The sequence below is a fragment of the Nisaea sp. genome (genome assembly GCF_034670185.1).
Lineage (GTDB): Bacteria > Pseudomonadota > Alphaproteobacteria > Thalassobaculales > Thalassobaculaceae > Nisaea.
Map to the genome: position 1 here is coordinate 142345 of NZ_JAXMNY010000005.1, position 23792 is coordinate 166136.

General features: G+C 60.2%; 28 protein-coding genes and 1 tRNA gene. 18 read left to right on the plus strand and 11 right to left on the minus strand.

The window, feature by feature from the left end; genetic code table 11:
- The first annotated feature begins 2 nt into the window (after positions 1 to 2).
- From cobI to cobM, 3 genes are read left to right on the plus strand one after another with little or no spacing between them, the layout of a single operon-like run.
- Positions 3 to 722, plus strand: a complete 720-nt coding sequence (gene cobI / locus VOI22_RS19675; RefSeq protein ID WP_323798147.1) for a precorrin-2 C(20)-methyltransferase — start codon at positions 3 to 5, stop codon at positions 720 to 722.
- Positions 719 to 2515 (plus strand): precorrin-3B C(17)-methyltransferase, encoded by a 1797-nt coding sequence (gene cobJ, locus VOI22_RS19680; RefSeq protein WP_323798148.1) that lies wholly within the window; start codon positions 719 to 721, stop codon positions 2513 to 2515. Before cobI ends, cobJ begins: the two co-directional genes overlap by 4 nt.
- The gene (cobM, locus tag VOI22_RS19685) at positions 2512 to 3276 is read left to right on the plus strand and encodes a precorrin-4 C(11)-methyltransferase (RefSeq protein ID WP_323798149.1); all 765 of its coding nucleotides are present in this window, start codon (positions 2512 to 2514) and stop codon (positions 3274 to 3276) included. The genes cobJ and cobM overlap by 4 nt, the downstream gene beginning before the upstream one ends.
- Before the next feature lie 117 nt (positions 3277 to 3393).
- On the opposite strand, the gene VOI22_RS19690 is transcribed toward cobM, so the two are convergent.
- Positions 3394 to 4149, minus strand: a complete 756-nt coding sequence (locus tag VOI22_RS19690) for a cobalt-precorrin-6A reductase (RefSeq protein WP_323798150.1) — start codon at positions 4147 to 4149, stop codon at positions 3394 to 3396.
- Positions 4150 to 4152: 3 nt separating this feature from the next.
- On the minus strand, positions 4153 to 5244 hold the full coding sequence (locus VOI22_RS19695) for a cobalt-precorrin-5B (C(1))-methyltransferase (RefSeq protein ID WP_323798151.1): 1092 nt from the start codon (positions 5242 to 5244) through the stop codon (positions 4153 to 4155).
- A gap of 162 nt (positions 5245 to 5406) precedes the next feature.
- Between VOI22_RS19695 and cobA the strand changes: the two genes are divergently transcribed.
- On the plus strand, positions 5407 to 6249 hold the full coding sequence (cobA, locus tag VOI22_RS19700; protein WP_323798152.1) for a uroporphyrinogen-III C-methyltransferase: 843 nt from the start codon (positions 5407 to 5409) through the stop codon (positions 6247 to 6249).
- A gap of 4 nt (positions 6250 to 6253) precedes the next feature.
- Positions 6254 to 7582, plus strand: coding sequence for a cobyrinate a,c-diamide synthase (locus VOI22_RS19705; protein WP_323798153.1), 1329 nt, complete (start codon positions 6254 to 6256; stop codon positions 7580 to 7582).
- A 72-nt stretch (positions 7583 to 7654) separates the two neighbouring features.
- On the opposite strand, the gene VOI22_RS19710 is transcribed toward VOI22_RS19705, so the two are convergent.
- Positions 7655 to 8143 carry a Fur family transcriptional regulator gene (locus VOI22_RS19710; protein ID WP_323798200.1) on the minus strand — a complete coding sequence of 163 codons (489 nt, stop codon included), beginning with the start codon at positions 8141 to 8143 and terminating at the stop codon, positions 7655 to 7657.
- Between the two features lie 234 nt (positions 8144 to 8377).
- Between VOI22_RS19710 and VOI22_RS19715 the strand changes: the two genes are divergently transcribed.
- The 3 genes from VOI22_RS19715 (at position 8378) to VOI22_RS19725 (ending at position 10404) form a co-directional block, all read left to right on the plus strand.
- Positions 8378 to 8911, plus strand: a complete 534-nt coding sequence (locus VOI22_RS19715; protein ID WP_323798154.1) for a hypothetical protein — start codon at positions 8378 to 8380, stop codon at positions 8909 to 8911.
- Positions 8912 to 9093: 182 nt separating this feature from the next.
- Positions 9094 to 10161: a hypothetical protein gene (locus VOI22_RS19720; protein WP_323798155.1), complete on the plus strand. Its 1068-nt coding sequence runs from the start codon at positions 9094 to 9096 to the stop codon at positions 10159 to 10161.
- A gap of 167 nt (positions 10162 to 10328) precedes the next feature.
- A tRNA-Thr gene (locus VOI22_RS19725) sits at positions 10329 to 10404 on the plus strand.
- 26 nt (positions 10405 to 10430) lie between these two features.
- On the opposite strand, the gene VOI22_RS19730 is transcribed toward VOI22_RS19725, so the two are convergent.
- Positions 10431 to 11273 (minus strand): hypothetical protein, encoded by an 843-nt coding sequence (locus tag VOI22_RS19730; protein ID WP_323798156.1) that lies wholly within the window; start codon positions 11271 to 11273, stop codon positions 10431 to 10433.
- A 200-nt stretch (positions 11274 to 11473) separates the two neighbouring features.
- On the opposite strand from VOI22_RS19730, the gene VOI22_RS19735 reads away from it, so the two are divergent.
- Positions 11474 to 11830 (plus strand): hypothetical protein, encoded by a 357-nt coding sequence (locus VOI22_RS19735; protein WP_323798157.1) that lies wholly within the window; start codon positions 11474 to 11476, stop codon positions 11828 to 11830.
- A 6-nt stretch (positions 11831 to 11836) separates the two neighbouring features.
- Positions 11837 to 12334, plus strand: a complete 498-nt coding sequence (locus VOI22_RS19740; RefSeq protein WP_323798158.1) for a hypothetical protein — start codon at positions 11837 to 11839, stop codon at positions 12332 to 12334.
- A gap of 30 nt (positions 12335 to 12364) precedes the next feature.
- Here the strand turns inward: VOI22_RS19740 and VOI22_RS19745 are convergent, their stop codons facing one another.
- Together VOI22_RS19745 and VOI22_RS19750 are read right to left on the minus strand one after the other, a co-directional pair.
- Positions 12365 to 12799 carry a hypothetical protein gene (locus VOI22_RS19745; protein WP_323798159.1) on the minus strand — a complete coding sequence of 145 codons (435 nt, stop codon included), beginning with the start codon at positions 12797 to 12799 and terminating at the stop codon, positions 12365 to 12367.
- Positions 12800 to 12967: 168 nt separating this feature from the next.
- Positions 12968 to 13690, minus strand: a complete 723-nt coding sequence (locus tag VOI22_RS19750) for a Bax inhibitor-1/YccA family protein (protein ID WP_323798160.1) — start codon at positions 13688 to 13690, stop codon at positions 12968 to 12970.
- 168 nt (positions 13691 to 13858) lie between these two features.
- Here VOI22_RS19750 and VOI22_RS19755 point away from each other — a divergent pair, with 168 nt between their 5' ends.
- The 4 genes from VOI22_RS19755 (at position 13859) to VOI22_RS19770 (ending at position 15598) form a co-directional block, all read left to right on the plus strand.
- Positions 13859 to 14239 (plus strand): hypothetical protein, encoded by a 381-nt coding sequence (locus tag VOI22_RS19755; RefSeq protein ID WP_323798161.1) that lies wholly within the window; start codon positions 13859 to 13861, stop codon positions 14237 to 14239.
- On the plus strand, positions 14236 to 14868 hold the full coding sequence (locus tag VOI22_RS19760; RefSeq protein ID WP_323798162.1) for an SIS domain-containing protein: 633 nt from the start codon (positions 14236 to 14238) through the stop codon (positions 14866 to 14868). Before VOI22_RS19755 ends, VOI22_RS19760 begins: the two co-directional genes overlap by 4 nt.
- Before the next feature lie 69 nt (positions 14869 to 14937).
- On the plus strand, positions 14938 to 15396 hold the full coding sequence (locus tag VOI22_RS19765; protein ID WP_323798163.1) for a hypothetical protein: 459 nt from the start codon (positions 14938 to 14940) through the stop codon (positions 15394 to 15396).
- Between the two features lie 4 nt (positions 15397 to 15400).
- Positions 15401 to 15598, plus strand: a complete 198-nt coding sequence (locus tag VOI22_RS19770; RefSeq protein ID WP_323798164.1) for a hypothetical protein — start codon at positions 15401 to 15403, stop codon at positions 15596 to 15598.
- Here VOI22_RS19770 and queC read toward each other — a convergent pair.
- Positions 15595 to 16287, minus strand: a complete 693-nt coding sequence (gene queC, locus VOI22_RS19775) for a 7-cyano-7-deazaguanine synthase QueC (protein WP_323798165.1) — start codon at positions 16285 to 16287, stop codon at positions 15595 to 15597. The two genes, VOI22_RS19770 and queC, sit on opposite strands and share 4 nt — an antisense overlap.
- A 338-nt stretch (positions 16288 to 16625) precedes the next feature.
- Entirely contained in the window at positions 16626 to 17423 is a 798-nt protein-coding gene (locus VOI22_RS19780; protein ID WP_323798166.1) for a TIGR02391 family protein, read from the minus strand.
- A 66-nt stretch (positions 17424 to 17489) separates the two neighbouring features.
- Here VOI22_RS19780 and VOI22_RS19785 point away from each other — a divergent pair, with 66 nt between their 5' ends.
- A complete protein-coding gene (locus tag VOI22_RS19785) occupies positions 17490 to 17969 on the plus strand; it encodes a hypothetical protein (RefSeq protein ID WP_323798167.1) in 480 nt (159 codons plus the stop codon).
- Positions 17970 to 17995: 26 nt separating this feature from the next.
- Here VOI22_RS19785 and rlmN read toward each other — a convergent pair whose 3' ends face one another.
- Positions 17996 to 19105, minus strand: a complete 1110-nt coding sequence (gene rlmN, locus VOI22_RS19790; protein WP_323798168.1) for a 23S rRNA (adenine(2503)-C(2))-methyltransferase RlmN — start codon at positions 19103 to 19105, stop codon at positions 17996 to 17998.
- 159 nt (positions 19106 to 19264) lie between these two features.
- Between rlmN and VOI22_RS19795 the strand changes: the two genes are divergently transcribed.
- Complete coding sequence (locus tag VOI22_RS19795) at positions 19265 to 20335, plus strand: FAD-binding oxidoreductase (protein WP_323798169.1); 1071 nt, start codon at positions 19265 to 19267, stop codon at positions 20333 to 20335.
- A gap of 13 nt (positions 20336 to 20348) precedes the next feature.
- Here VOI22_RS19795 and VOI22_RS19800 read toward each other — a convergent pair whose 3' ends face one another.
- The gene (locus tag VOI22_RS19800; protein ID WP_323798171.1) at positions 20349 to 20894 is read right to left on the minus strand and encodes an invasion associated locus B family protein; all 546 of its coding nucleotides are present in this window, start codon (positions 20892 to 20894) and stop codon (positions 20349 to 20351) included.
- 260 nt (positions 20895 to 21154) lie between these two features.
- Here VOI22_RS19800 and VOI22_RS19805 point away from each other — a divergent pair, with 260 nt between their 5' ends.
- Complete coding sequence (locus tag VOI22_RS19805; RefSeq protein WP_323798201.1) at positions 21155 to 21694, plus strand: sigma-70 family RNA polymerase sigma factor; 540 nt, start codon at positions 21155 to 21157, stop codon at positions 21692 to 21694.
- A gap of 2 nt (positions 21695 to 21696) precedes the next feature.
- Positions 21697 to 22386, plus strand: a complete 690-nt coding sequence (locus VOI22_RS19810) for a ChrR family anti-sigma-E factor (protein WP_323798172.1) — start codon at positions 21697 to 21699, stop codon at positions 22384 to 22386.
- Between the two features lie 43 nt (positions 22387 to 22429).
- Here VOI22_RS19810 and VOI22_RS19815 read toward each other — a convergent pair whose 3' ends face one another.
- Entirely contained in the window at positions 22430 to 23623 is a 1194-nt protein-coding gene (locus VOI22_RS19815) for a hypothetical protein (protein ID WP_323798173.1), read from the minus strand.
- Positions 23624 to 23792 lie beyond the last annotated feature (169 nt).

The window sequence follows — 23792 nt, forward strand, 5'->3', positions numbered from 1 at the left end:
GCATGACCGGTTTGCTCACAGGTATCGGCGTCGGGCCGGGTGACCCGGACCTGATCACGCTGAAGGCGCTGAAGCGACTGCAGGCGGCGGATTTGATCTGCTATCCGGCCCCGGAGGATGGCGACAGTCTGGCGCGCGAGATCGCCGCGCCGCACATCCCGGAAGGCCGCGCGGAATACGCCATCCGCATGCCGATGGTGACCTCCCGGTTTCCCGCCGCGCAGGTCTATGACGAGGCCAGCCTGCATATCGGTGCAGCGCTCGACGCGGGCCAAAACGTTGTCGTGCTGTGCGAGGGCGACCCGTTCTTCTATGGCTCCTTCATGTATCTCTATGAGCGGTTGGCCCCGACGCATCGGGCCGAAGTGGTGCCGGGCATCTCTTCGCTGATGGCCTCCGCCGCCGTGCTCGGCGCCCCGCTGGTCTCCCGCAATGACGTGCTGACGGTATTGCCCGCGCCCCTGCCCGATGACATCCTGCGTGCCCGGCTGGAAAACACGGACGGCGCCGTCATCATGAAGGTCGGCCGCCATCTTGAGCGCGTCCGGACCCTGCTGGCAGATCTCGGCCTGCTCGACGGCGCCCGCTATATCGAACATGCGACAATGGACAGCCAGCGCTGCCTGCCACTTGCCGAGGTGGACGCCTCCGCCGCCCCCTATTTTTCCATGATCCTCCTGCATAAACGCGGTGAGGCCTTCCTTGAGGGAAGCCGCCTATGACAATCGTCGTTCTGTCCCCGTCCGGCCGCGAGGTCGGTGAAAAGCTCGCCAAGGCGCTGGAAATGGAGCTGCATGCCCGCAGCGCGCCCGCCGACCGGGTTTTCACCGAAGTCGCGGAGCACTTGCGCGATCTGTTCACCATCGGCTCGCCTATCCTGTTCGTCGGCGCCGCCGGAGCCTTGATACGCATTCTGGCGCCGTTGCTGGCTGACAAGGAAACGGAACCGCCGGTGCTCGCCATCGCCGAGGACGGCTCTGCCGTCGTGCCATTGCTCGGCGGCCATCACGGCGCCAACGATCTGGCCCGCCGGGCCGGAGAAGCACTCGGCATCGCACCATCGATCACCACCGCCAGCGACCTCAGTCTGGGCGTCGCGCTCGATAATCCGCCTGCTGGCTGGCACCTCTCCCCCGGCGCCTATTATAAAAGCGTCGCCGCTGCCCTGCTGGCCGGAGAGCCCGCCGCCATCGACCCAGCGCTGGACTGGCTGGCTGACGCTGACCTCAAGCGAGACGATGCCGCCGAGTGCCGCGTCACAGCCTCGGTGAACATCGCCGCTACCGCACCGAAAAGCCTGACCTATCACCCCGAACGCCTCGCCGTCGGCGTCGGTTGCGAGCGGGATGCAGAGCCGGAAGAGCTGATCCGTCTGGTTGAGGAGGCTCTGGCCGAAAACAATCTCGCCCCCGAGGCCATTGCCGGTGTCTATTCCATCGATGTGAAGATGGACGAAACGGCAGTGCATGCCCTCGGCGCCCGTCTCGGCCGCCCGGTCCGGTTCTTCGATGCGGCCCGGCTGGAGGAAGAAGCACCGCGCCTCGCCACACCGTCGGACGTTGTCTTCCGGGAAGTCGGCTGCCATGGCGTCAGCGAAGGCGCGGCCCTTGCCGCCGCCGGGCCGGACGCGACCTTGATTGTGCCGAAGCGGAAATCGAAACGCGCTACCTGCGCCATCGCCGAAGCCCCGGCACCGATCGACACGGCCTCCACCGGCATGGCGCGCGGACAACTCGCTCTTGTCGGGATTGGCCCCGGCGCGGATTACTGGCGCACACCGGAAGCCGATGCGGCTATCCGCAATGCCGAAGTGATCGTCGGCTACGGCCTTTATATCGACCTGCTCGGCCCGCTCGCTGCAGGCAAGGAGCGGCATGATTTCGCCCTCGGAGAGGAAGAAAAACGCGCCGCCTATGCGCTCGATCTCGCGGCGGAAGGAAAGTCGGTGGCGCTGGTGTCTTCCGGCGACATTGGCATCTATGCCATGGCGACGCTGGTCTATGAGCTGCTGGACAAGGCAGGCCGGAAAGACTGGGAGCGGCTGCATGTCTGGGTCACGCCCGGCATTTCAGCCCTGCAGGCCTGCGCCGCCCGGATCGGCGCGCCGCTCGGCCATGATTTCTGCACCATCTCCCTGTCCGACCTGCTGACACCGTGGGAGGCGATCCAGCAAAGGGTGAAAGCCGCCGCCGAAGGGGACTTCGTGATCTCCTTCTACAACCCGGTGTCACAGCGCCGCCGCACCCAGCTCGCCTATGCCCGCGACGTGCTGTTGCAGCACCGCCCACCGGAGACACCGGTGATTCTCGGCCGTTCGCTCGGCCGCGAGGAGGAGAAGATCACCGTGACGACGCTCAAGGATCTCTCGGTCGATCAGGTCGACATGCTGACGCTGGTCATGGTCGGCTCCAGCGAGACCCAGTTCAACGGTAAACACGTCTATACCCCGCGCGGTTATGCCGGGAAGGCTGGCACCAGCATCCGCGCGGACAAAACCTCAGAGGCTGGACAATGACTGTCTATTTCATCGGCGCCGGCCCCGGCGACCCGGACCTGCTGACCATCAAGGGCCGGGACCTGATCGCCCGCTGCCCGGTCTGCCTCTATGCCGGATCGCTTGTCCCTGAAGCCGTCGTCGCCCATGCGCTGGACGGCGCCAAGGTGATCGACACCGCTCCAATGACGCTGGACGAGATCCTGAGCGATATCGAGGCTGCCCATGCAGCGGGGCATGATGTCGCCCGGGTGCATTCCGGCGACCCGTCGCTCTATGGCGCCATCGCGGAACAGATCCGCCGGCTGCGCGCCAAAAATATCCCGTTCGAGATCATCCCCGGCGTGCCCGCCTATACGGCGGCGGCGGCGGCGCTCGAAACCGAGCTGACCCTGCCGGAAATCAGCCAGACGCTGATCCTGACCCGAACCACCATGCAATCCAGCGCCATGCCGGAAGGCGAAGAACTGGAAGAGCTCGGCCGCTCGAAAGCCACCCTCGCCATCCATCTCTCGATCCGCAATCTGCGCCATATCGAACGCGCTCTGACACCGCATTACGGCGCGGACTGCCCTGTCGCCGTGATCTACCGGGCAAGCTGGCCGGACCAGCAGATCATTCGGGGCACCCTGTCGGATATCCGCGGCAAGGTCCGCGCGGCCAAGATCACTCGCACCGCCCTGATCATGGTCGGCCGCGTCCTTGGCGAGGAGAATTTCCGGGACAGTGCGCTCTATGACGCAGAGCACACGCATATCCTGCGGCCTGAAGCGAAAGCGTAAGTCTCCCCCATCCGGACCGCTCCACCATATTCGTCATCCCGGCCGGAGAGCCGGGACCCAGATGATCACAGGGCTGTGGACTCCATCCCTGGGTCCCGTTTTTCAACGGGATGACGATTAAAGAGCGGTCTCCACCCAGACGAGAGCACTTTCCACGTCTCCGACAATCGCCCCCTCCGGCACGGGCGGGCGCGCGACCATCACCACCGGCATACGGAGTGACCGGGCGGCGAGGATTTTGCCGTAGGTGGCTGTGCCGCCGCTGTTCTTTGAGACGATGACGTCGATCTCGTTCTCTTTCAGGAACGCCGCCTCATCCGCTTCCCTGAACGGGCCGCGCGCCAGGACCGCGCGGGCGCCGGGCGGTAACTCCGCCTCGTCCGGTTGTTCAACCGCGCGAACGACATGGGTGCCGTTCATCAAATAATGAAACGGCTCAAGTCCCTGCCGCCCCACCGTCAGGAACACCGTCAGCGGATGGGTTTGCGACAATGCATCCAGATGCCTTGTCGCATCCTCATAATCCGTCGCGGGATACCAGTTATCGCCGGGTGCCTGCTCCCAGGCCGGACGCACCAGATGCAGGCACGGCGTTCCGGTCTCAGCGGCGGCTGTCGCGGCATTGGCCGAGATTTGCGCCGCATAAGGATGGGTCGCATCGACCAGCGCTGTGATGCCTTCTTGCCGGAGATAGTCCGCCAGCCCCTCCGCACCGCCAAAACCGCCAGTGCGGATTACGCAGTCCGGCAGTTTCGGATCGCGGGTCCGCCCCGCCAGCGACAACACGATCTCAAGGTCCGGATGCGCCGCCCGGAGTGCCGCGATGAATGCATTGGCGAGATCCGTTCCGCCGAGCACCAGAATGCGTGCCATTGCTCAAACCTCTCCCGCCGCGCCGACCAGGTTGCCCTTGCGGTCAAACACCTCGACGACAATTTCCACTTCCGTGCCCGCGACCATTGCAGCCGCTTCAGCGCGAGCCAGCGCGCCAATCCGGTCGCCCAGCGGAAGCTCCGCCTCAAGCGACATGTTAAGAACTTCGAGCGCAGTATTCGCGCCCTTCGCCCGTACGACCAAATCGGCATCTCCGCCCACCGCCGCAAGCTGCTCCGCCAGCCAGTCCATGTCCACCTGGCTGCGGCCCGAATGCAGATCCATATGGCCCTGCGCCAGTTTCGCCAGCTTGGCAAAGCCGCCGCCGATCAGCACTTTTGGTAACGGATGACGGCGGAGATATTTCAGCATGCCGCCGACGAAATCTCCCATATCCAGCAAGGCGGTCTCGTCCAGCCCGTACCGCCGGACCACAGCCGCTTCCGAGGTCGATCCGGTACAGGCGGCGACCAGCGGGAATCCACCAGCCCTGGCGACATCGATGCCGCGATGGATGGAATGGATCCAGGCCGAACAGGAGAATGGGATCACCACGCCGGTGGTGCCGAGGATGGACAACCCACCGACAATGCCGAGACGCGGGTTCCAGGTCTTTTTCGCCAGCGCCTCGCCGCCCGGTACCGAAATCTCGATCTCGACATCTCCGCTGCCGCCATGGGCGCGGGCAACCTCCGCCACAACGCCGCGCATCAACTCGCGCGGCACCGGGTTGATCGCAGGCTCGCCCGGCGGAATCGGCAGGCCCTCACGGGTCACCATGCCGACGCCCTCGCCCGCCCTGAACACCACACCGCTACCAGGGGCGCCAATCCGCACCGTGGAGACGATGGTCGCGAGGTGCGTCACGTCCGGATCGTCGCCCGCATCCTTGATGATGGCCGCGCTCGCCACTCCATCGCCCAATGCTTCGCGGGCCAGGGTGAAGTCAGGCCGCTCGCCCTTCGGCAGAAGAATGGAGACGGGATCGGGAAACTCTCCGGTCAGCAGCGCCGTGTAGGCGGCCTTGGTCGCCGCCGTTGCGCATGCGCCCGTGGTCCAGCCTCTTCTCAGCGGTCCGTCCGGTTTTCTTGCCATGAAATCTCTTAACCGGTCCGGCGCCACGCATCCATGTCGAATTCACACGGCTTCTGGACGCAGAGGCAGTAGATCATCGTCTTAACCACCGGTACTTTCACGGTGAAACATCATCGTCCGCCGTGCTGGAAAACACCCCCGCGCGGGAGTAGGGTCGGAGCCATGACAAACGTGACAGATTTCGCAGCTGATTTTGCACCCGGCAGTGTCTGGCTGGTCGGTGCCGGGCCGGGCCATGCCGGGCTTCTGACCCTGCAGGCCCATGCCGCCATGCAGGCCGCCGACGTGATCGTCTATGACGCGCTGGTCAGCGACGATATTCTGGCCCTCGCGCCCGTCGATACACCGCGTGAATATGCCGGCAAGCGCGGTGGCAAGCCGTCGCCAAAACAGGCCGACATCACGCTCCGGCTGATCCAGCTCGCCAAGCAGGGCCTGCGCGTGCTGCGCCTCAAGGGCGGCGATCCCTTCGTCTTCGGGCGCGGCGGCGAGGAGGCCCTGTCTCTCGTCCAGGCAGGTATTCCATTCCGGATCTGCCCCGGCATCACGGCCGGGATCGGCGGCCTTGCTTTCGCCGGTATCCCGCTGACCCACCGGGACACCAATCACGCGATCACCATGATCACCGGGCACGATGCCACCGGCAATGTTACCGGGGTCGACTGGGACGCGGTCGCCAAGGGAAGTCCGGCGCTGATCCTCTATATGGCGATCAAGCATCTGGGCGCGATCGCGGACAAGCTGATGGCCGCAGGGCGCAGTGCGGACGAGCCGGTCGCACTTGTCACCAACGCCTCCATGCCGGACATGCTGGTGCTGGAAACCACCCTTGGCCGGGCCGCGGAAGATATCCGACTGCATGATGTGAAGCCGCCCGCGATTGTCGCCATCGGCGAGATCGTGCGTCTGCGCGCTGGCCTCGACTGGCTCGGAGCCGCCGGCGGCAAGACCCTGGAGGCGGACCCGCTCCACCTCGGCAAGGGCGACACGAAGCAGACCGGATAAGAATGTGTCCAAAGGCCTGATCATCGCGGCGCCGGCGTCGGGCAGCGGCAAGACCACGATCACGCTTGGCCTGCTGCGGGCGCTCCGGCGCAAGGGCATCGATGTCACCAGCTCCAAGGTTGGCCCGGACTATATCGATCCCGCCTTCCATGCCGCCGCCACAGGCCGTCCCTGCGTCAATCTCGATAGCTGGGCGATGCGGCCTGAAACGCTCGCCGCCGCACTCGATGACGCACCGGATTTCACCATCGTCGAAGGCGTCATGGGCCTGTTCGATGGCGCCCATCTCGGTGCCGATCCGGCCCCTCTGGCGGATGGCTCGACCGCCAGCCTCGCCCGCCTCACCGGCTGGCCGGTGTTGCTGGTTGTGGATGCGGCCCGGCAAGCCCAATCCGTTGCCGCGCTAGTCGGAGGCTTCGCCCGGTTCGATCCGGATGTCCGGCTTGCCGGTGTGATCCTGAACAAGGTCGGCAGCGAGAAACACCAGGCAATGCTACGCCAGGCGCTCACCGCCGCTGGACAGACCGTTCTCGGTGCTGTCCGGTCAGACGCGCAGATCGCCCGGCCAAGCCGCCATCTCGGTCTGGTTCAAGCGGGAGAACATCCCGATCTCGACGCCTTTCTCGACGCGGCGGCTGACCGGATGTCGGGCGATCTCGATCTCGACGCGATCATGGAAGCCGCAGCGCTCCGCGCCACCGCAACCGGCGTTGCTCCCGCTGCCCCGCCGCTACCACCGCTCGGCCAGCGAATCGCCGTTGCGCGGGATGCCGCCTTCGCCTTCTCATATCCGCATGTTCTCGATGGCTGGCGCCACGCCGGGGCGGAGCTTTCTTTCTTCTCTCCGCTCGGCGACGAAGCACCAGCTCCGGATGCGGATACAGTCTTTCTGCCGGGTGGCTATCCGGAGCTGCATGCGGCCCGCCTCGCTGCGGCAACGATCTTCATGGAGGGCCTGCGCGCGCATGCCCGTGCCGGTGCCCGGATCTATGGAGAGTGCGGCGGTTACATGACCCTTGGGCAAGCTCTTACGGATGCCGATGGTACAGTTCACCGCATGGCCGGATTGCTTCCGCATGCGACAAGTTTCGCGGAACCCAAACGCCATCTCGGCTACCGAATCGCCACGATGCTCGCAGATACCCCGTTTGGCCCGGCGAGAAGCATCTGGCGCGGGCATGAATTCCATTATGCCGCCACGGTCGGGGCAACAGACAGCGCTCCGCTATTCCGGATTACCGATGCTTCGGGATCGGATCTCGGCGAGATCGGTGCGCAAATTGGAACCATCTTCGGCTCCTTCATGCACCTGATCGACCGCGCGGATGCATGACATGGGCCGCCCGCGGCTGTAGCGGGCAGGCGCTTCGCGCACCAAAGATCCATTATTGAATTAGGTAAAGGCTCAGGCCGGCGGCTTGCCGCTGATGATTTTCGTTTTGGCCTTCGGCTTGTATTTCGGCGCCGTTTTCACTTCCGCCTTCTTCAGCGGAACGCCGAACAGTTCGAGGTGATGATCCACCAGCTCGAAGCCAAGCTCCCGGGCGATGTAGTCCTTCAACGCCTCAAGTTCCTCATTATAGAACTCGATCACATTGCCCGTCGTCACATCGATCATGTGATGGTGATGGTCTTCCTCACCATTGATCTCCTCGTAGCGCGCCCGGCCATCGCCGAAATCGCGCTTGGTGACGATATTCGCTTCCTCGAACAGCTTCATGGTCCGGTAAACGGTCGCGATCGAGATCGAGCGGTCGATCTCGCGCACCCGCTCATGCAGGGATTCCACGTCGGGATGGTCCTCTGCCTCGGACAGGACGCGCGCGATCACACGGCGCGGCTCCGTCATCTTCAGTCCTTTTTCGAGGCACAGGGCCGCAACCCTGGATTCCATGCTGGCTTCAGCCATTCCCTGACAACGCTCCGTATCCTGTCGGGACCACAATCCGTTGGGGAGATTATACCAGCGCTACCGCCATGACAAACCAGCTTTCCGCATGCCCCTCAGAGCCTCGGGATCGCAGTCCGTTTTCCAAGGCGCGGGAAGTTGGTTTCACGCCCGAATCCAAAAAAATTGAATTTCGTTTAATTTGTATTAAAATATTTATCCAAGTTCAGGAGGCAGGCTGTGGCGCAAGAAAGCACGCAATTGCTGGTGAACCGAGACAGCATCTGCAGACTATACAATGTCTGGGCGACATTACCGGTTGGGAAGCCTCGCAGCCTGCTGGACCCGTTGAAATTTGGTCCCCGCCTGCTTCCCCATCTCGCCTTGCTGAAGGCAATACCGGACGATTATCGCTACGAGCTTATCGGCGGACGTATCGTTGAATTGTCACGCAACCTGAAACCCGGCAGTACGGCTGGAGCACAGCGCCAGCCCGCGACCAGCCGCTCAAATATATTCCGCCTGATGCGCACCGTTGCTGAATCCCGGAAGCCGGCGGCACAAACAGCGGCTTTTGAAGGCACCAGCGGAATCCCGAGACGTTGCTTCAGCATGGTGCTTCCATTATCGATGGACGGCATGGCCGTGAACGACCTGCTTCTCGGCTTGTGGCTTGTTCCCAGCCCCGCCGGAAACAGGCTCGATATCCAGATCGAGCCTGTCCCTTCGGTTCCGGAGCTTGTCGAAAAACTGGGTTTTCCCCGCTCAGCCTAGTGCTCACGCTGGTTGAATGAACCCCAAATGCCCGGAATCTCTTGCCCTCTGCTAGGCAATTCCGGCCCTTTTCCGAGTATGGACATACACAACACGTTCAGGTTCCATCTCACCTCCGCGCGGTAAGTGCTTGGAGTCATGACGAGTCCTCTGGCAGGCACTGAAATTGCTCATACAATGGCATGGCAATTTCCCTTTCAGAGGTTGGCGCCACCGAACCCGGTCCCGTCGGCTTGCACATCGACACCGCCGATATGGACAGCCTTTACCGGCTGCCCCTCGGTCTGCTTCCGCTCAAGACTATGGCTCTGAGGCGCCATTCCCTGATCAAGAACGCACAGCTGCACGCAGTTGTGGAGCTGTTCAAAGACAGCGGCTCCGGCAGCGGACAAATCCAGCCGGACCACCTGCCCAATCATTTCAACTCCCAAACCCCTGAACTGATGAGCGACGTTGCGATCCTGAAGCGCCTCGCGGCCATCGGCAGCTACGACGTCTACACCCTGCGCGTGGCGCTGCGGGAGTTGGATATCGGGTTCGAAAATTATGATGCGCTCCGGCTTTCCCCGGAAAAATACCGAGAGCTGACCCAGCTCATGAAGCAATATACTAGGCCGATCGTCCGCCGGCTTTTTGCAAAGGATGGCGCAGCCCTCGGCAGCTACGGAAATCTGGTCGAGTATCTGCGCAATCCAGATCGGGATACCGTCCTCTGTGAGTTGGAGAAACTGGCAGCCGATCTTGAAACCGATGTCTCCGCGATCCCGCGCTTTCTCGAGAATTACGGCGACACTTTCCTCGGGTTCTCCTATTTCCGCAGCTGCCTGACCGAGTCGGAAAACCGCATCAAACATTTTCGCCCCTGGGTTCAGGAGCTACTCGGCTCATCGATCGCCCAAAGCAACCCTTCTCTCCAGAGCAGGACAACGCAGGCCATGCAGGCGCTGTACGGGATCGTTGCGTCGGTTAAACAGCGGTTCGACCATTTCGATCAGAGTTCCAGCCATTTCTGGGAAGACCCCACAGCCGAGTCCTTTCACACACTGCGTGCACAGATCGTTGAGCAGCATGGAGCCACCGGCAGCGTTCTATGCGGACTTGTCGTCAAGCTGAACCTCTGGGAAGAGCGGTTCGCCTCACATGGCGGCAACTTTCAGCGGCGGCTCGAGTTCCTTGAATCGGAAATCTTCCCTGGACTGAGTGCCCTTGCCGCGACGGAAAAACGGACAGCGAACCGCTACCGCAATTGAGCAACCAGACTGTCCATGCTGACGGTCAAGACGCCAACAGGAGTGAACAGGTTGCCGTGGCGCATCGGAGTCGAACCGCCACCTTGGCCCGCAGGCCCAGCACTCGCCGATTTTCCCCTTGCACCAACAGCCGTGAGGGCTTAAGTAGCCGTTCCCGCGAGGGAGACGCCGCAGTAGCTCAGGTGGTAGAGCGCGTCATTCGTAATGATGAGGTCGGGGGTTCGAGTCCCTCCTGCGGCACCACACCCCCACAGAAAAAACGCTCCTGATCAGGAGCCGGGAATCAGTACTTTAGGCGGCGGCGGGAGCTTCATCTCCCGCGGTGTACTTGACATCTGTGCCGAAGGAATCGGCATTATCATGGCGTATTCACCCTCGGCTCGGATTTGATCCCTGGCCCTGGTTAGCCAGCTCTGGCTCTGCGCGGCGCCGACCACCAGGCGAATAAACAATCCTGCAACAGTATCGACTTCGACAAAGAGCGGGTCCTGAGCAGCCAGCAGTTCCGGGAACTCCGTACGCAGCAACTCCCATCCTGCCAGCGCGGCCTCATGGGTCCGATAAGAGGCCAGATGCAGCCCTCTGCCACCGGTCTCTTCCGGCCAGCTCAGCTCGCTGGTCCGCAATTCCAACCGTTCGAAGCGGGCATTCGCGCGCGCGTCCGCCGCCTCCTGATCAGCATTCAGCTTGCTGACCGCCCTAAGGGCAGCATCGACATCCGCTTGAATCTCTGAAAGCTGTTCCGGGTCAACGGACGCTGCTTGCGCCAGCGCGCGCGCCGAGGCAGTTCCGGCAGGAGCACTGGCGCCAAGGTCGATCCGCTTCTCGACCTTGCGGGCGACGATATTGAGATCGGTCTTCAAGCGACCGAGCGTATCTTCCATCTCCGAGAGGCGGGCATCGCCGGTATCTGCCGCGGCCACGGTTTCGGAAACCCTCTCGTCGATATACAGCCGTCGGCGTGGGCCACGCACCGCTTCCGCGCGGTCGAGTTCATCCCGCACATAAGCGCGTACCCGCAGCTCCTCGCTGCCGCTTCCAAAGAGGTCGCCGAGACCGCATCCGCCAAGTGCAAGCAACAACGTTACGGCACAAATATGGGTAAATTTCATCGGGTTCCTCAACGGACCTACAATATCTAGTGGAATCATAGCAGAGTCATGGCGTCCTGAGAATCCCATGTCTGACAGTCTGTTTTTCGCAGCTTCCGTCTGTCCTTTCTCGCGAGATGCCATCTGACATGGTCCGGCAGCATTGCCGACACGGGCAATCCGTCTCTAAGCTGTCCCGGCAAGATCAAGGATTGTGCCCAATGCCCAAATACACACCCGGCCCGTGGCGAATGAATACGAGTGGCGAGCTCTGGTCCTACGCTCGCGGCAATGCACCGGCAGAGATCGGCACCATGAGTTGGGCAGGCGCCCCGCTGGAAAGGCAGGGGAATGCTCAGATTATCGCCGCATCGGCGGATCTCTGTGAAAGTCTCGACGAGGTCATGCTGCTGATCTCCCAGCCGGAAGTCGCCGACGCCATTCTCGGCACAGACAGGTTGAAGACGCGAGCCCAGCTGATCCTGGAGAATGCCCGCACGGTGCTGGCCGAAGCAACCGGCCGCGACTTGCCGGAATGGCCCGGGCGTGACGAAACCGACACACGCCTCGATGGCTGAGCCCCCATGGATCTGAGATCATTCGTCAGAACCGTCGCCGACAGCGAGGTCGTCGACTGGACACCTATCCTGCGTCCGACGCTCCGTCATCGCTTCGTGCCCCGGACCAATCCAAAGGGCGAGGAAATCGGCCTTGCGGCGGATCAACACAGCCTGCATCTGACGTTCCTCAAGGATATCCGCATCACGATGGCCTACGGCATGGTCGAGAACGCGAACTATCAGGTGCCCTCACCCAACCGCTTCGCCAGCGAGAATGCACGCACCCATCTGCTCGATTGCTTCTGGGAAGGCCGCCTCGCTTTTCGCGATATCATCATCAATGTCGGGCGTAATCGCTGCTTGCTGCCTCTGCCCGAGGAATGGACGGAAACCGGCATGGAAATTCCCGTCCTGCGCTACGGGCTGGCAAGACTGATCCACGAACTGGCAGGACCGCCGACCATATTCGATGAGTATTTCAGCATGTCCGGAATGCAGCGAGTCAACCGCCGCTGGCCTTGACGCATAGGGCAGACACCAGGGGAAACCGGCTCAGAAGAGCTTCTGGAAATTCCCGCCCGCGTAATGCAGCAGATAGATAGTGCCAAGCCCGCCGACGAGGATAAGAACTAGCAACAACGTGACCTTGGCGGCCATCGCATAATCGCCCTTCGTGTTCTTCCCTTTCACATTCCGCGCAGGTGCCGGTCGCGCAGGCGCGGCAGCAGCGGTGGCCGGCTGTTCCGGCGCCGCCGGCGGCGTCTTGTCACGGTTCACCTTCGAGGTGGTGTCGAACACCACGATTTCCTTACCGTTTCCGGTCGCCTCATCGAAGGTGTCCTTGATCACCTTGACAGCCTGGAACTGCTTCTCTCCGTGCAGTGACTTGGCAACGTCGATGGCGGTATCGCGATCCGGATAGGTCGAATCGACCGCCCAATTCCCGCTCTTAAGCGTGTGCACCTCGTAAAGGGTCTGAACCGCCATAACCAACAAGTCCCAAACTCAAAAAACAACCTAACCGGAAATCCGGCACAGCGTGTTTATACATAAATTAATCTTGATGACCGGTTAACAGTCATCTGAAAAAAGCCCTAAAATTAAAAAGGCCGCACCGAGAAACCGGCGCGGCCTCTTCAATTGGAACCTGGCAAGCTATTCGCGATTGCCGAACAACTGCAGCATAAACAGGAACATGTTGATGAAATCGAGATAGAGCTGCAAAGCGCCCATGATCGACTTCTTGGTCGAGACCTCGTGGCCGTCGGACTCCATATACATGTTCTTGATGTTCTGGGTGTCGTAGGCAGTCAGGCCTGCGAAGACCAGCACGCCACCGACGGAGATCATGAACTGCATCATGGTCGAGGCCAGGAAGATATTGACGACGCTCGCGATCAGGATGCCGATCAGGCCCATGAACAGGAACGTGCCCATGCCGCTGAGGCTTTTCTTCGTCGTGTAGCCATAGAGGCTGAGACCGGCGAAAGCAGCAGCTGTGATGAAGAACACCCTTGCAATGCTCTCGCCCGTGAAGACGAAAAAGATGCTGGCGAGCGAAAGGCCCATCATACCGGCATAGATGTAGAAGGTAGTCCGCGCTGCCGAAGCCGACATCGACTGGACACGTGCGGCAAGGAAAAACACCATGCCGAGCGGGGCGAGCATGATCACCCATTTCAGCGGCGAGGCGAAAATCAGCTGCGCGAAAGCCGGCGAGCTCATCGCCAGCAGTTTGGTGCCGATGGCGAAGAAACCGGTCAGCGCGAGGCCGATGGTCATATGGTTGTAGACGCCGAGCATGTAAGAGCGCAGGCCGACGTCGATTTGTGCGGCCTCCGCCTCGGCAGCAGTCATGTGTTTGCGATCCAAGTTCATGTCTCACTCCCAATGAGCCGAAGGTCAAAAAACAGTTCAGAGAAGAAGTAATGAGGCACGTCAGTATTTTCAACTGAATCCGGAGCAAAAGTCGCAAGACTTGCGGATCCGGTTGGAATGGCCCAAATGGACTGACTGAATTACGCCATTTTGAAAGAAAATTCGCAGATGGTCGATCTCGGAGAGCTCAAACCCCTTTTTCGCGACAACAACGAGGCCGAGTACGAGTTGGACCTGCGCGGTCTCGACATGCCGCATTCGGTTGCCTCCACCGAGCGCATGCTGGAACGCAACAGATTCCGCACGCCACGCTCCGTCCGCATCCTGATCGACGCACCGGACGGCGAAGGCGGCACCAGCCATTTCCAGCCTATCGGACGATTGCTGCTCGACGCGCGAAAAGAGGGTATCCTTGAGCAGATGTCGACCCTGCCGCCTGAAGACGTTCTTGGCTTCCACATTGTGACGACCGGCAAGCCTGACGCGGGGGAAGACGACACCTTGGGCGACGAGACGGAACCGGCCGAGCCGGAAGGAGAGGACACGTGATTAGCCTGGCGGACCGCACGGCGGATTATTTCGAAACCCTGGCACGCCTGACTCGCGAGGCCGGCGCGACCGACCATACAGGCCAGGTAAAATCGCTCGGGGACGGCATTAACGAATTCATCACACGCGGCCGCGCCGCGCACGATTCCGGCAACAAAATGATCTTCATCGGCAATGGCGCAAGTGCCTCCATGGCGTCGCACTATGCCCTCGACTTCGCCAAGAACGGCGGCATCCGCTCCCTTGCCATGACCGACCACGCCATGCTGACGGCGCTAACCAACGATATCGGCGGCGACGCGATCTTTGCCGAACAGATCGGCTTCTACGCCCAGCCGGGCGATATCCTTGTCGCCATCAGCAGCAGCGGCTCCTCGCCGAATATCACGAAAGCGGTCGAGCGAGCGCGGGACATAGGCTGCGCCGTCATCACCTTCTCCGGCTTCGCCGCGGATAACCCTTTGCGGCTGTCGGGGGATCTCAACTTTTATGTCGCCGGTGACGAATACGGCTTCGTCGAAACCGCCCACGCCGCACTGATCCACGCCATCATCGACCTGTCGCTCGGCTGGGGCACGGCGGAAGACCGTAATCCGGGCGCTCTGAAACGCCGCGGTGCGGCAGTATAAGTCCCCCATCGTACTCAGGCGCTGCTGAACAAACCGCCTCGCATCCCCCGCGCAAAGGATAAGCGCCCAATGCAGACAGTCGCCGTGCCGATAGCCGCCCTCACCTGGTCCCTGTTTCTCCTGCGTCTCGGCGTCAGTCTCGTGCTCGGCATGTGGGTACTGAACAAGTTCGTGAACCCGGCCGGGACCGCTGGTGTGTTCCGGCATTTCTATGGCGTCCCGGAACTCGATATATCCCTCTCCTACGCGCTCGGCGCCGCGCAGGGATTTGTCGTCCTGGCCTTCCTGATCGGCTCCCGGAAACGCGTGGCGACCGCTCTGGTCTTCCTGATGCACCTCGCCTCGACCCTCACCCCGGTCGCGAACTATCTCGATCCCTGGACCACACCGAACCTGCTGTTCTACGCCGCCTGGCCGATGCTGGCCGCCATCGCGGCGCTGTACCTGCTGCGGGACTACGACACGCTGTTTTCGATGGAGTCCGGGATGGAAGCGGGGCTGGCTGCCTTGCGCCCAGCCGAGGACTGACGTGATGCCGAACAGAAGCCCTCATCAGTCGAAACCGGCCGTCCGGCAGCTTGTCGACGCACTTGACGATGCGGACGGCGATGCACGGCGGGTGGCAATGACGCGCCTGTCATGGCGACCCGCCTGGGCCATTCGCAGCCGCAGCGGTGCGCTGCGCGCGTTTCTGGATCTGTTTCGCCGACGCGAGGACGCGCGGGATTAAGTGGCGTACCCGGCCCAGCCGGATTTGCGCAGATCGCAGGCCGGGCAGTCGTCACAACCATAGCCCCACGCGTGCAGCACGGTCCGGTCGCCGCGATAGCAGGTATGACTCTCGCGCCGTATCAGCTCCACGAGATCCGCACCGCCAAGCCCCTCGGCCATTTTCCAGGTCGCAGCCTTGTCCAGCCACATCAGCGGCGTGTGCAGCACATAGCGCTTGTCCATGCCGAGGGTGAGCGCGACCTGCAGCGCCTTGATCGTGTCGTCCCGGCAATCGGGATAGCCGGAATAATCGGTCTCGCACATCCCGGCGATAATATGCCGAGTGTCCCGGCGATAACCGACAGCGGCGGCCGTGGTCAGGAACAGCAGGTTGCGGCCGGGCACAAAAGTGTTCGGCAGCCCGGCTTCGGTCATCTCGATTTCTTTGTCGCGGGTCAGTGCCGTGTCGCTGATCGCGCCGAGCAGCGAGAGGTCGATGAAGTGATCCTCCCCGAGCTTCGCACCCCACTCCGGAAAGCGCTCACGCAACGCCGCGAGGAAGGTCTTGCGTACCTCAAGCTCGACAGCATGGGTCTGCCCGTAATCGAAGGCGATGGTCTCGACATGATCAAACCGGTCCAGCGCCCAGGCCAGACACGTGGCGGAATCCTGCCCGCCGGAGAAGAGAACCATCGCTGTTTCGGTCATGGCAATTTCGTCTTGTTGAGAGGACAGGCCGGAACGCGGAATGCAGACCGCATTTCCATCAGGCCGCACTGGCGCGCAACTCAGGTGATACCCCCGATGGCCGCGGCCAGGCAATCACTCTCCATGAAGCACGCAGGCCTCAGCAGCGCCTAAAGCCACATCAAATCAAGACAACGCCCCACCCCACCTCCGGTCGTCACCCCGGCGCAGGCAGGGGTCCAAAGATTATAGGGCAGTGTCCGTCACCCCTGGATCCCGTCCTTCGACGGGATGACGGCAGGAATCAAGTGGCATGTTCCGGATTCGAGCAAGTATCTCCTTGATCCGAATCTGAAAACTTAATTTCTTGGCGGCATGTGCGCCTTATCTAACCGGCGATGAATTAGAGATACAATCGTCAGCAAATCTTCAGCATCATCCTTCGACATAGCCCAGCGGATTTGTGCTTCGTGAGCCGTCGGATTTCGAAACATTCCGAAAGTCCCTCGTATCAAGTTAGCAAACCCGCCCTGCTCGCTGCGTTCACTCTCCGTCGACCACGCATTGATCACTAAGAGCGGTGGCTTGCCTCCCAGGGCACGGTCTATCAAAATCGAGCCGTCATCAGTCAATCCAGTTTGAGATCGTAATTTGTCGGCCACGCTTTTCACTGCTTCTAAGACAGCATGGAAATAGTTATCAGCCAGAAGTTCGGATCGGCAAAACTTCAAGACATCTGGGTGAACTCCGCGACCTTCTAGATCAGATCTTAATTCGAGCGCTCGACGCTTTGCTTCTGGCAATGTTTGCGCGATTTTTGACGATATCAACCTGCCCGTCTCGTCAACCAATAGGCCCGCGAATGCTAGTCCTTGATTTAGCAAGGCCCGCAGTGGCTCATAACGCTCCGGCTCTCGACTATACCGTGCTGGCTTCATTGCAATACGGATGAATGCTAGGATGTTTTGGCGGTTTCCCTTAATGTTTTGACTTTCAACGAAGGCATTGAAAATGCGGATACGCTTCGTCATGAGGCCGGGGTCGCTGATCTTGCTAGATATAAGCAGGTGCTGAATTTCAGTCCCTTTGAGGCCGCGTTCTGTGTCACCGAGCGCACCGGCAATCGCCTCTAACTGATCCTGAGTAAAACAAGCCATTATTCAACCCCTCTCACGAGAGCTGAATTGAAGCTCACCGCATAAAACACAGCAAGATTGAAAATCATGAATTCATCAGAACGATTTCGCTCAGCGCTTAGTGGCGTCGAGATCAAAAAAATCAAAATTCCAATAAAGACAATACTCTACCGTGGCTGTCACAGAGAAAATGCGAATGCAGCCGCAATTGAAGCGATTGAACCTCGTTTCTTCACCCGGAACCGAGAACTAGCCATAGAATACGCCCACAAAAATCATAACAAAACAGAGCGCGCTGGCAGCTTCCCTTTTCTTATCAAAGCGATCACGATTACAGAGCTGATCCTAGCAAAAATCGATCTTGTGCTTCCATTGGTGGAAGCAGCCTACCTTAGCAATATGAATCAAAATCTATGCCCACAAGAGTGGCAAAGACAGCATTTAATCAACGCTATAACTAAAGAGTTAAATCAAAAATTCCATGGCTACGAATCGATCAATGCAGAAGAAATCCTCCTTCAAAATCCATCCGAACACTTATCCATAAAAATTCAGGAACTCGATTAATACCGCACAAATTAAACTGATTTCCTCTACCCGGCACTCGCAGCCGCAATTGCCGCGATCCGGTCTTTCTTCCGCAGCCGCTCGCTCGCGGACTTCAGCTGTCCGCAGGCCGCCAGGATGTCGCGTCCGCGCGGTGTCCGCACCGGTGAGGCATAGCCTGCCTTCAGGACCACCTGGGCGAACTTCTCGATAGTCTCGTCGTCGGAGCATTCATACTCCACGCCGGGCCACGGATTGAACGGGATCAGGTTGATCTTGGCCGGGATGTCCTCGATCAGTTTCACCAGCGCGCGGGCGTCGTCCAGGCTGTCGTTCACGCCCTTCAGCATCACATATTCGAAGGTGATACGGCGGGCATTGTTGACGCCGGGATAGGTCCGGCAGGCGTCGAGCAGATCCTTGATCGGGTATTTCTTGTTGATCGGCACAAGCTTGTTGCGGATCTCGTCGGTCACCGCGTGCAGCGAGACCGCGAGGTTCACGCCGATTTCGGCGCCGCAGCGCTCCATCTCGGGAACGATGCCGGACGTGGACAGGGTGATGCGACGCTTCGACAGGCCAAGGCCTTCGCCATCCATGGCGATCATCATGGCGCGCTTCACATTGTCGAAATTATACAGCGGCTCACCCATGCCCATCAGCACGATGTTGGTCAGTTTGCGGTCGCTCTGCGCCGTCGGGAAGCCGCCGAGCCGGTCGAGCGCGACCAGGATCTGGCCGACCATCTCGCCGGAGGTCAGGTTCCGGACAAGGCGCTGGGTGCCGGTATGGCAGAAGGAACAGGTCAGCGTGCAGCCGACCTGGGAGGAAATGCAGAGCGTACCCCGGTCGTCGTCCGGAATGAACACGGCCTCGGCCTCGTTCCCGTCGTCGAACTTCAGCAACCACTTGGCGGTGCCGTCCTCGCTCCACTGCTCGCGGGTGATTTCCGGGCGGCCGATCTTGTAGTGCTGGGCCAGCTCTTCGCGCAGCGGCTTTGCCAGCGTCGTCATCTCGGCAAAATCTGTGACACCCTTGTGGTAGATCCAGTGCCAGATCTGACCCGCGCGGAATTTCGGCAGGCCGAGCGTCTTCAGCTCTTCTATGAGCTGCTCGCGATCAAGGCCCACCAGATCCTTGGCGGCAAGATCGTTCATCGCCGGCTGGTCGGAGGCGGCGGAAGTGGATAAAGCATGTGTCGACATGGGCGGTAAAATGAGTGCACAGGCCTGCAAAGGCAAGCCGAATCGGCGGAAAGCAGCCATGCTGCAACTGCGTATCTCGTGGCCCGGGGAAGAGACGATGGAAGACCAGCAATGAGTGCATCGCCGAAGATCGTCATCGCGGGTGCCGGGATCATCGGCGCCGTAGCCGCGTTCGAGCTGAGCCGCGCCGGTGCGGATGTAACGATTATCGAGGCCCGACCGCGGCCCGGAGAGGGCGTTTCCGCCGCCTCTTTCGGCTGGATCAACGCCATCACCTTCGATCCCGAAAACGATCCGTCGATCTATGCGCTGCGCCAGCAAGCCATCGGCTCCTGGGCGGCGCTCGAACAGGCTCTCGGCAAGCCGCTCCCGGCACACCGGCAGGGTGCGCTGTTCTGGGGCGACACACGGGCGGAAACCATGGTGGCGCGGGATCGGCACCGGGAGGCTGGCTGCGACTACCGGATTGTCGACCGGGTGGAGATCGCAGAATTGCTGCCGCAGCTTACCCTTCCGCCGGAGGCCGCTCTGTTTGCGCCGGAAGAATTCGCGCTGGACGTCACCGCTACCGCCCGGATGCTGCTGAAGGCAGCGGAAGAAAATGGCGCGGCATTGATCACCGGCACTGAGATCACCGCCATCGAAAGCGCGGGCGGGCGCGTGCGTGCAGTCCGGGCCGGCGACACACTGCTGGAGGCGGACAGGCTGATTGTTGCGGCGGGAACGGGAAGCGGACGGATCCTCGCCCCGTTTGTTCAAGACCTCGGTGTCGAGCCCTCGCCTGCCGCTCTGGTCACCGTCACCGGAAACTTTCCGCAGACAACCTGCATCACGGACAGCCCGGAGCTGGAATTCCGCATCCCCAAACCCGGCCTGCTGATATCGGCCCACGACGTGCCCGAAGGCAGCGATCCGGAAGGCACCCTCGCCCGGCGCACAATCGAGCGAACGCGTCGCATCCTGAAAAATACGGGAGAGCTTGCGGTGAGGTCCGTGCAGATCGGCCAGCGGCCTTTTCCGATCGGCGGAACACCGCTCGTCGGACCGGTCGCATCATTGACCGGCGCTTATGTCGCCGTTGCCCATCCGGGCGTCATCCTGGCACCGGCCATCGGCGCCAGGGTCTGTGATCTTGTATCCGGGCGCGCTGCCGGAAGCGGGCTTCAGCCAATAATGCTCTAAGCCCTGCCGGTTATTACTTCCGGCATTTCCCGTCGATCAGCTTCTTGGTCGCGGTGAAGCCGCTGAGGGAATAGGTGTCTGACGTCTTGGTGCCGCGGGTGGAGACCCCGGCCACCACCATCTTGCTGCCCTTGATCATCGCGTTGACGATGGCGCTGTCCGTCTTGGCATCCGGCGCCCAGGCCCGGTCCTTGTCGGTGAAGAGCGAGAATTTCCGCCCGCCGATTTCGACTTCGACCTCACTGTCCGGCTTGTAGGAATAGCCGGTGACGATGCTGAACTCACCCTTGCTGTCCGCGTCGGGGTGATGGGTGACCAGCGCGTAGATGTGCCCGCGCTTGGAGTAATTACCCTCCGCCTTGGTCGGTGTGCTGGCCATATAACAGACCGTCTTGCCGCCACTCTCGTAGGTGTAAGCAATCCAGTCGCTATTCCGGCCAATGGTCTGCGGTTCCTGGGCCAAAGCGATTGGAGCGGAGACGAGTGAGGCCACGCCGAAAACAAGGGCGAGACCGAGTAAATGCAAGCGGAAGTGCGTCATAGTGATAGAGCCAGCCATTCCGGTTTTCATATCTAGGGTTTTGGATGCCATTCCGGCGATCAATATTCAATGCAAAGAATGTGGCGGGATTGAGAAATCGGCCGGAAATCGAGAAATTTTTCCCGGCGATTGATCCGTCCCCGTGCCGCGACCGTATCCCTACCGTCATGTTTGAGCAAGCCAACCTGGAAACTTCGAGCCGCGAGCTTGAGTACGCGCCCTTCGAGGCGTTACAACCTGTCCTGACATCAAAGAGGGTGGGACGGCTCATATTGAAGATGACGCATGACGAGCTTATCGAGGCGATTGCCGAGTCGCAGGACAAAATGGCGTTTCGGCAATTGTTCGAACATTTTGCCCCACGGCTGAAATCGTACCTCCTCAGGCTCGGCGCTGACCCGGCCACAGCTGAAGATGTTGCGCAGGAAGCCATGGTGATGGTCTGGCGCAAGGCAGCGAGCTTTGACCGCAGGCAGGCAGGAGCCAGCACATGGATCTTCACCATTGCCCGGAACAAGCGGATCGACCGGTTGCGCCGCGAGCGGCGGCCGGAGCTGGATCCGGAAGATCCCGGACTCGTTCCGGCAGCGGAACCGGCTCCTGACCGTTCGCTTCAGGACACCCAGGCGCGCCAGCACATCGCGTCGGCCATGCGGGCCCTGCCGGACGAGCAGGCCGAACTGGTTCGCCGTGCATTTTTCGATGACGAGTCCCACAGCCGGATTGCCGAGGAAAGCGGTCTGCCTCTGGGAACCGTCAAGTCACGCATCCGTCTGGCCCTGACCCGGCTGAGGCACGAGATGAAGGAATTTGAATAGTCATGGCTAAGGCAAAATCAAACGCCGGCAACATGCCCGGCGAGGAGTTGCTGCTCGACTATGCAAGCGGCGCCCTGCCGGAACCGGTTTCGGTGCTGGTGGCGACCATGCTCGCCCTCCGCCCGGATCTGCGCCAAACAGTCTCCGAGATGGAAGCTGTCGGCGGCTATCTGTTGGAAGAGATCGAACCCGAGCTCCTGTCCGACGACGCTTTCGACGCCGTACTGGCACGGATCGAGTCATCCGGCATGCCGAATGAGACTTCTGCGAATAACGACAATATCGTACCGTCCGACGCCGCGACGGTCGCGGCCGTGCCGCAGCCACTACGCTCGTATCTCGGCCGCCCTCTTTCCAAGCTGGCCTGGCGCAAGCGCGGTCCGGGCATCGAGGAATACCGGCTTCCGGTCACCGATGATCGTTTCGAGATGTCGGTCCTGCGCCTCGGCCCCGGCCGCAGCGTGCCGACGCACAGTCATGCAGGCAGCGAGCTGACTCTGGTCCTCGACGGCGCCTTCAGCGACGCCACCGGCCGTTACGCACGCGGCGATTTGGCGGTAAATGGCGAGGAAGACCAGCACGCGCCACAGGCCGATCCGCAGGACGGTTGTCTCTGCCTGGCAATCACCGGGGGCCCGCTGCGCTTCAGCAACCCGCTGATCCAGCTCTACGACAGGATGACGCGGGGCTAGCCAAATAACGGAACCTCATCCCACCGCCTATCAAACTCTTGATTTATTCGATAAATTCGTCGATTCGGGAAATGTAATTAGCCAAAACATCCTGCTCGCCAACTTCAATGCATAATTCTCTGAATTTTTTCAATTCATTGGGAGCATAAAAATTCTCTTGTGATGAATTTTTCTTGAGTCGACGCATCCATTTGAACATGTCATCTCTCGTCTCAATTTTAGCGTTCGGAAATATTGCTCCGATAACTGTTTTATTCGGGTGTAGATACTCGATTTCGAAGACTGGTTTACCTCGTTGAACCGCCTCATACACAACACTGGTCCCGAGCGAAAGCACAGCGTCAGCCCAACCGATAAGCTGTGAAGCATGAAACTCGTCAGCTTCCTGATAGATCAGGCGAGAGGAATTGTGAATTTGAGATATTTCACTCGGGTTTGGGAGAGATACGTCAATTGGACCAGCTCCTCCTCTCCGCTGAAACGTCCGGGGGTGCTTTGCAACCAAAACGGTCACATCAGGAAACTGCAAAAGCATCGCCAATAATCGACTAAATTCCTCCCAGAAAACTGCATATTTTGCGTTTCTAATAAAAAACATTAATTTAAGAGTGCCCTCTCGTTCCGGAATATGCAGAGGTTTCAGCTCAGAATCCAATACTTGGAGCCATTCCATACAGAACCTTGGAAGGCCAAGTACTGCGTAACGATTCTGCCATTTCTCTGTTTTGCGTCGCTCGTGAATCCGGGTCGGTGATATGTACAAATCAAAAGGCCCAGGGTCGGCTGACACACGAGCTTCGCTCAGACGAATGTCGTTGATCGTAATCATATAATTCAAAAACGGGTCATCACCGTGCGGAACCCCCACCGTCTTGACACCCATCAATTGAGCTGCCGAAACGATATCCAAAGTATCTTGACTTCTACTATGGTCAAAGATTAGCCCAGCAGCTTCAGCGTCATTGATCAGGAAGGCTACCAATTCCTGCGGAGAACATGTTGTCTCGTTTGCGCGCCCATGAAACTCTGCGGCCGCACTTACAGTCATGGCTTGCGTTACAATTTTCACCCGCCCTGTGCGGGCCAACATTGAGAGACGGAAATCCTCCAGCTTTAGCTGGTCCGACATCAATACAATCCAAGCGTCCTTGTCTGGTTGACTTGTCCATTTCCAGACCAGTGGCGCGAAATGATCTAAATCATTGTTATGTCGCGCAAAAAATACCAATCGACGCATAATTTTCCCCGCATTAAAATTGAGGAAATTCGATCTCCCCAGCTATTGCCTACGACAGAAGAATACAGAAATCATTTTTAATCATATGTCAGGAGCCAATAAAGTATCTTGTTTATCTCGTTGATTAAGAGCTCCGATTGACAGGCTTACCGAAACGAATTGATGCCTC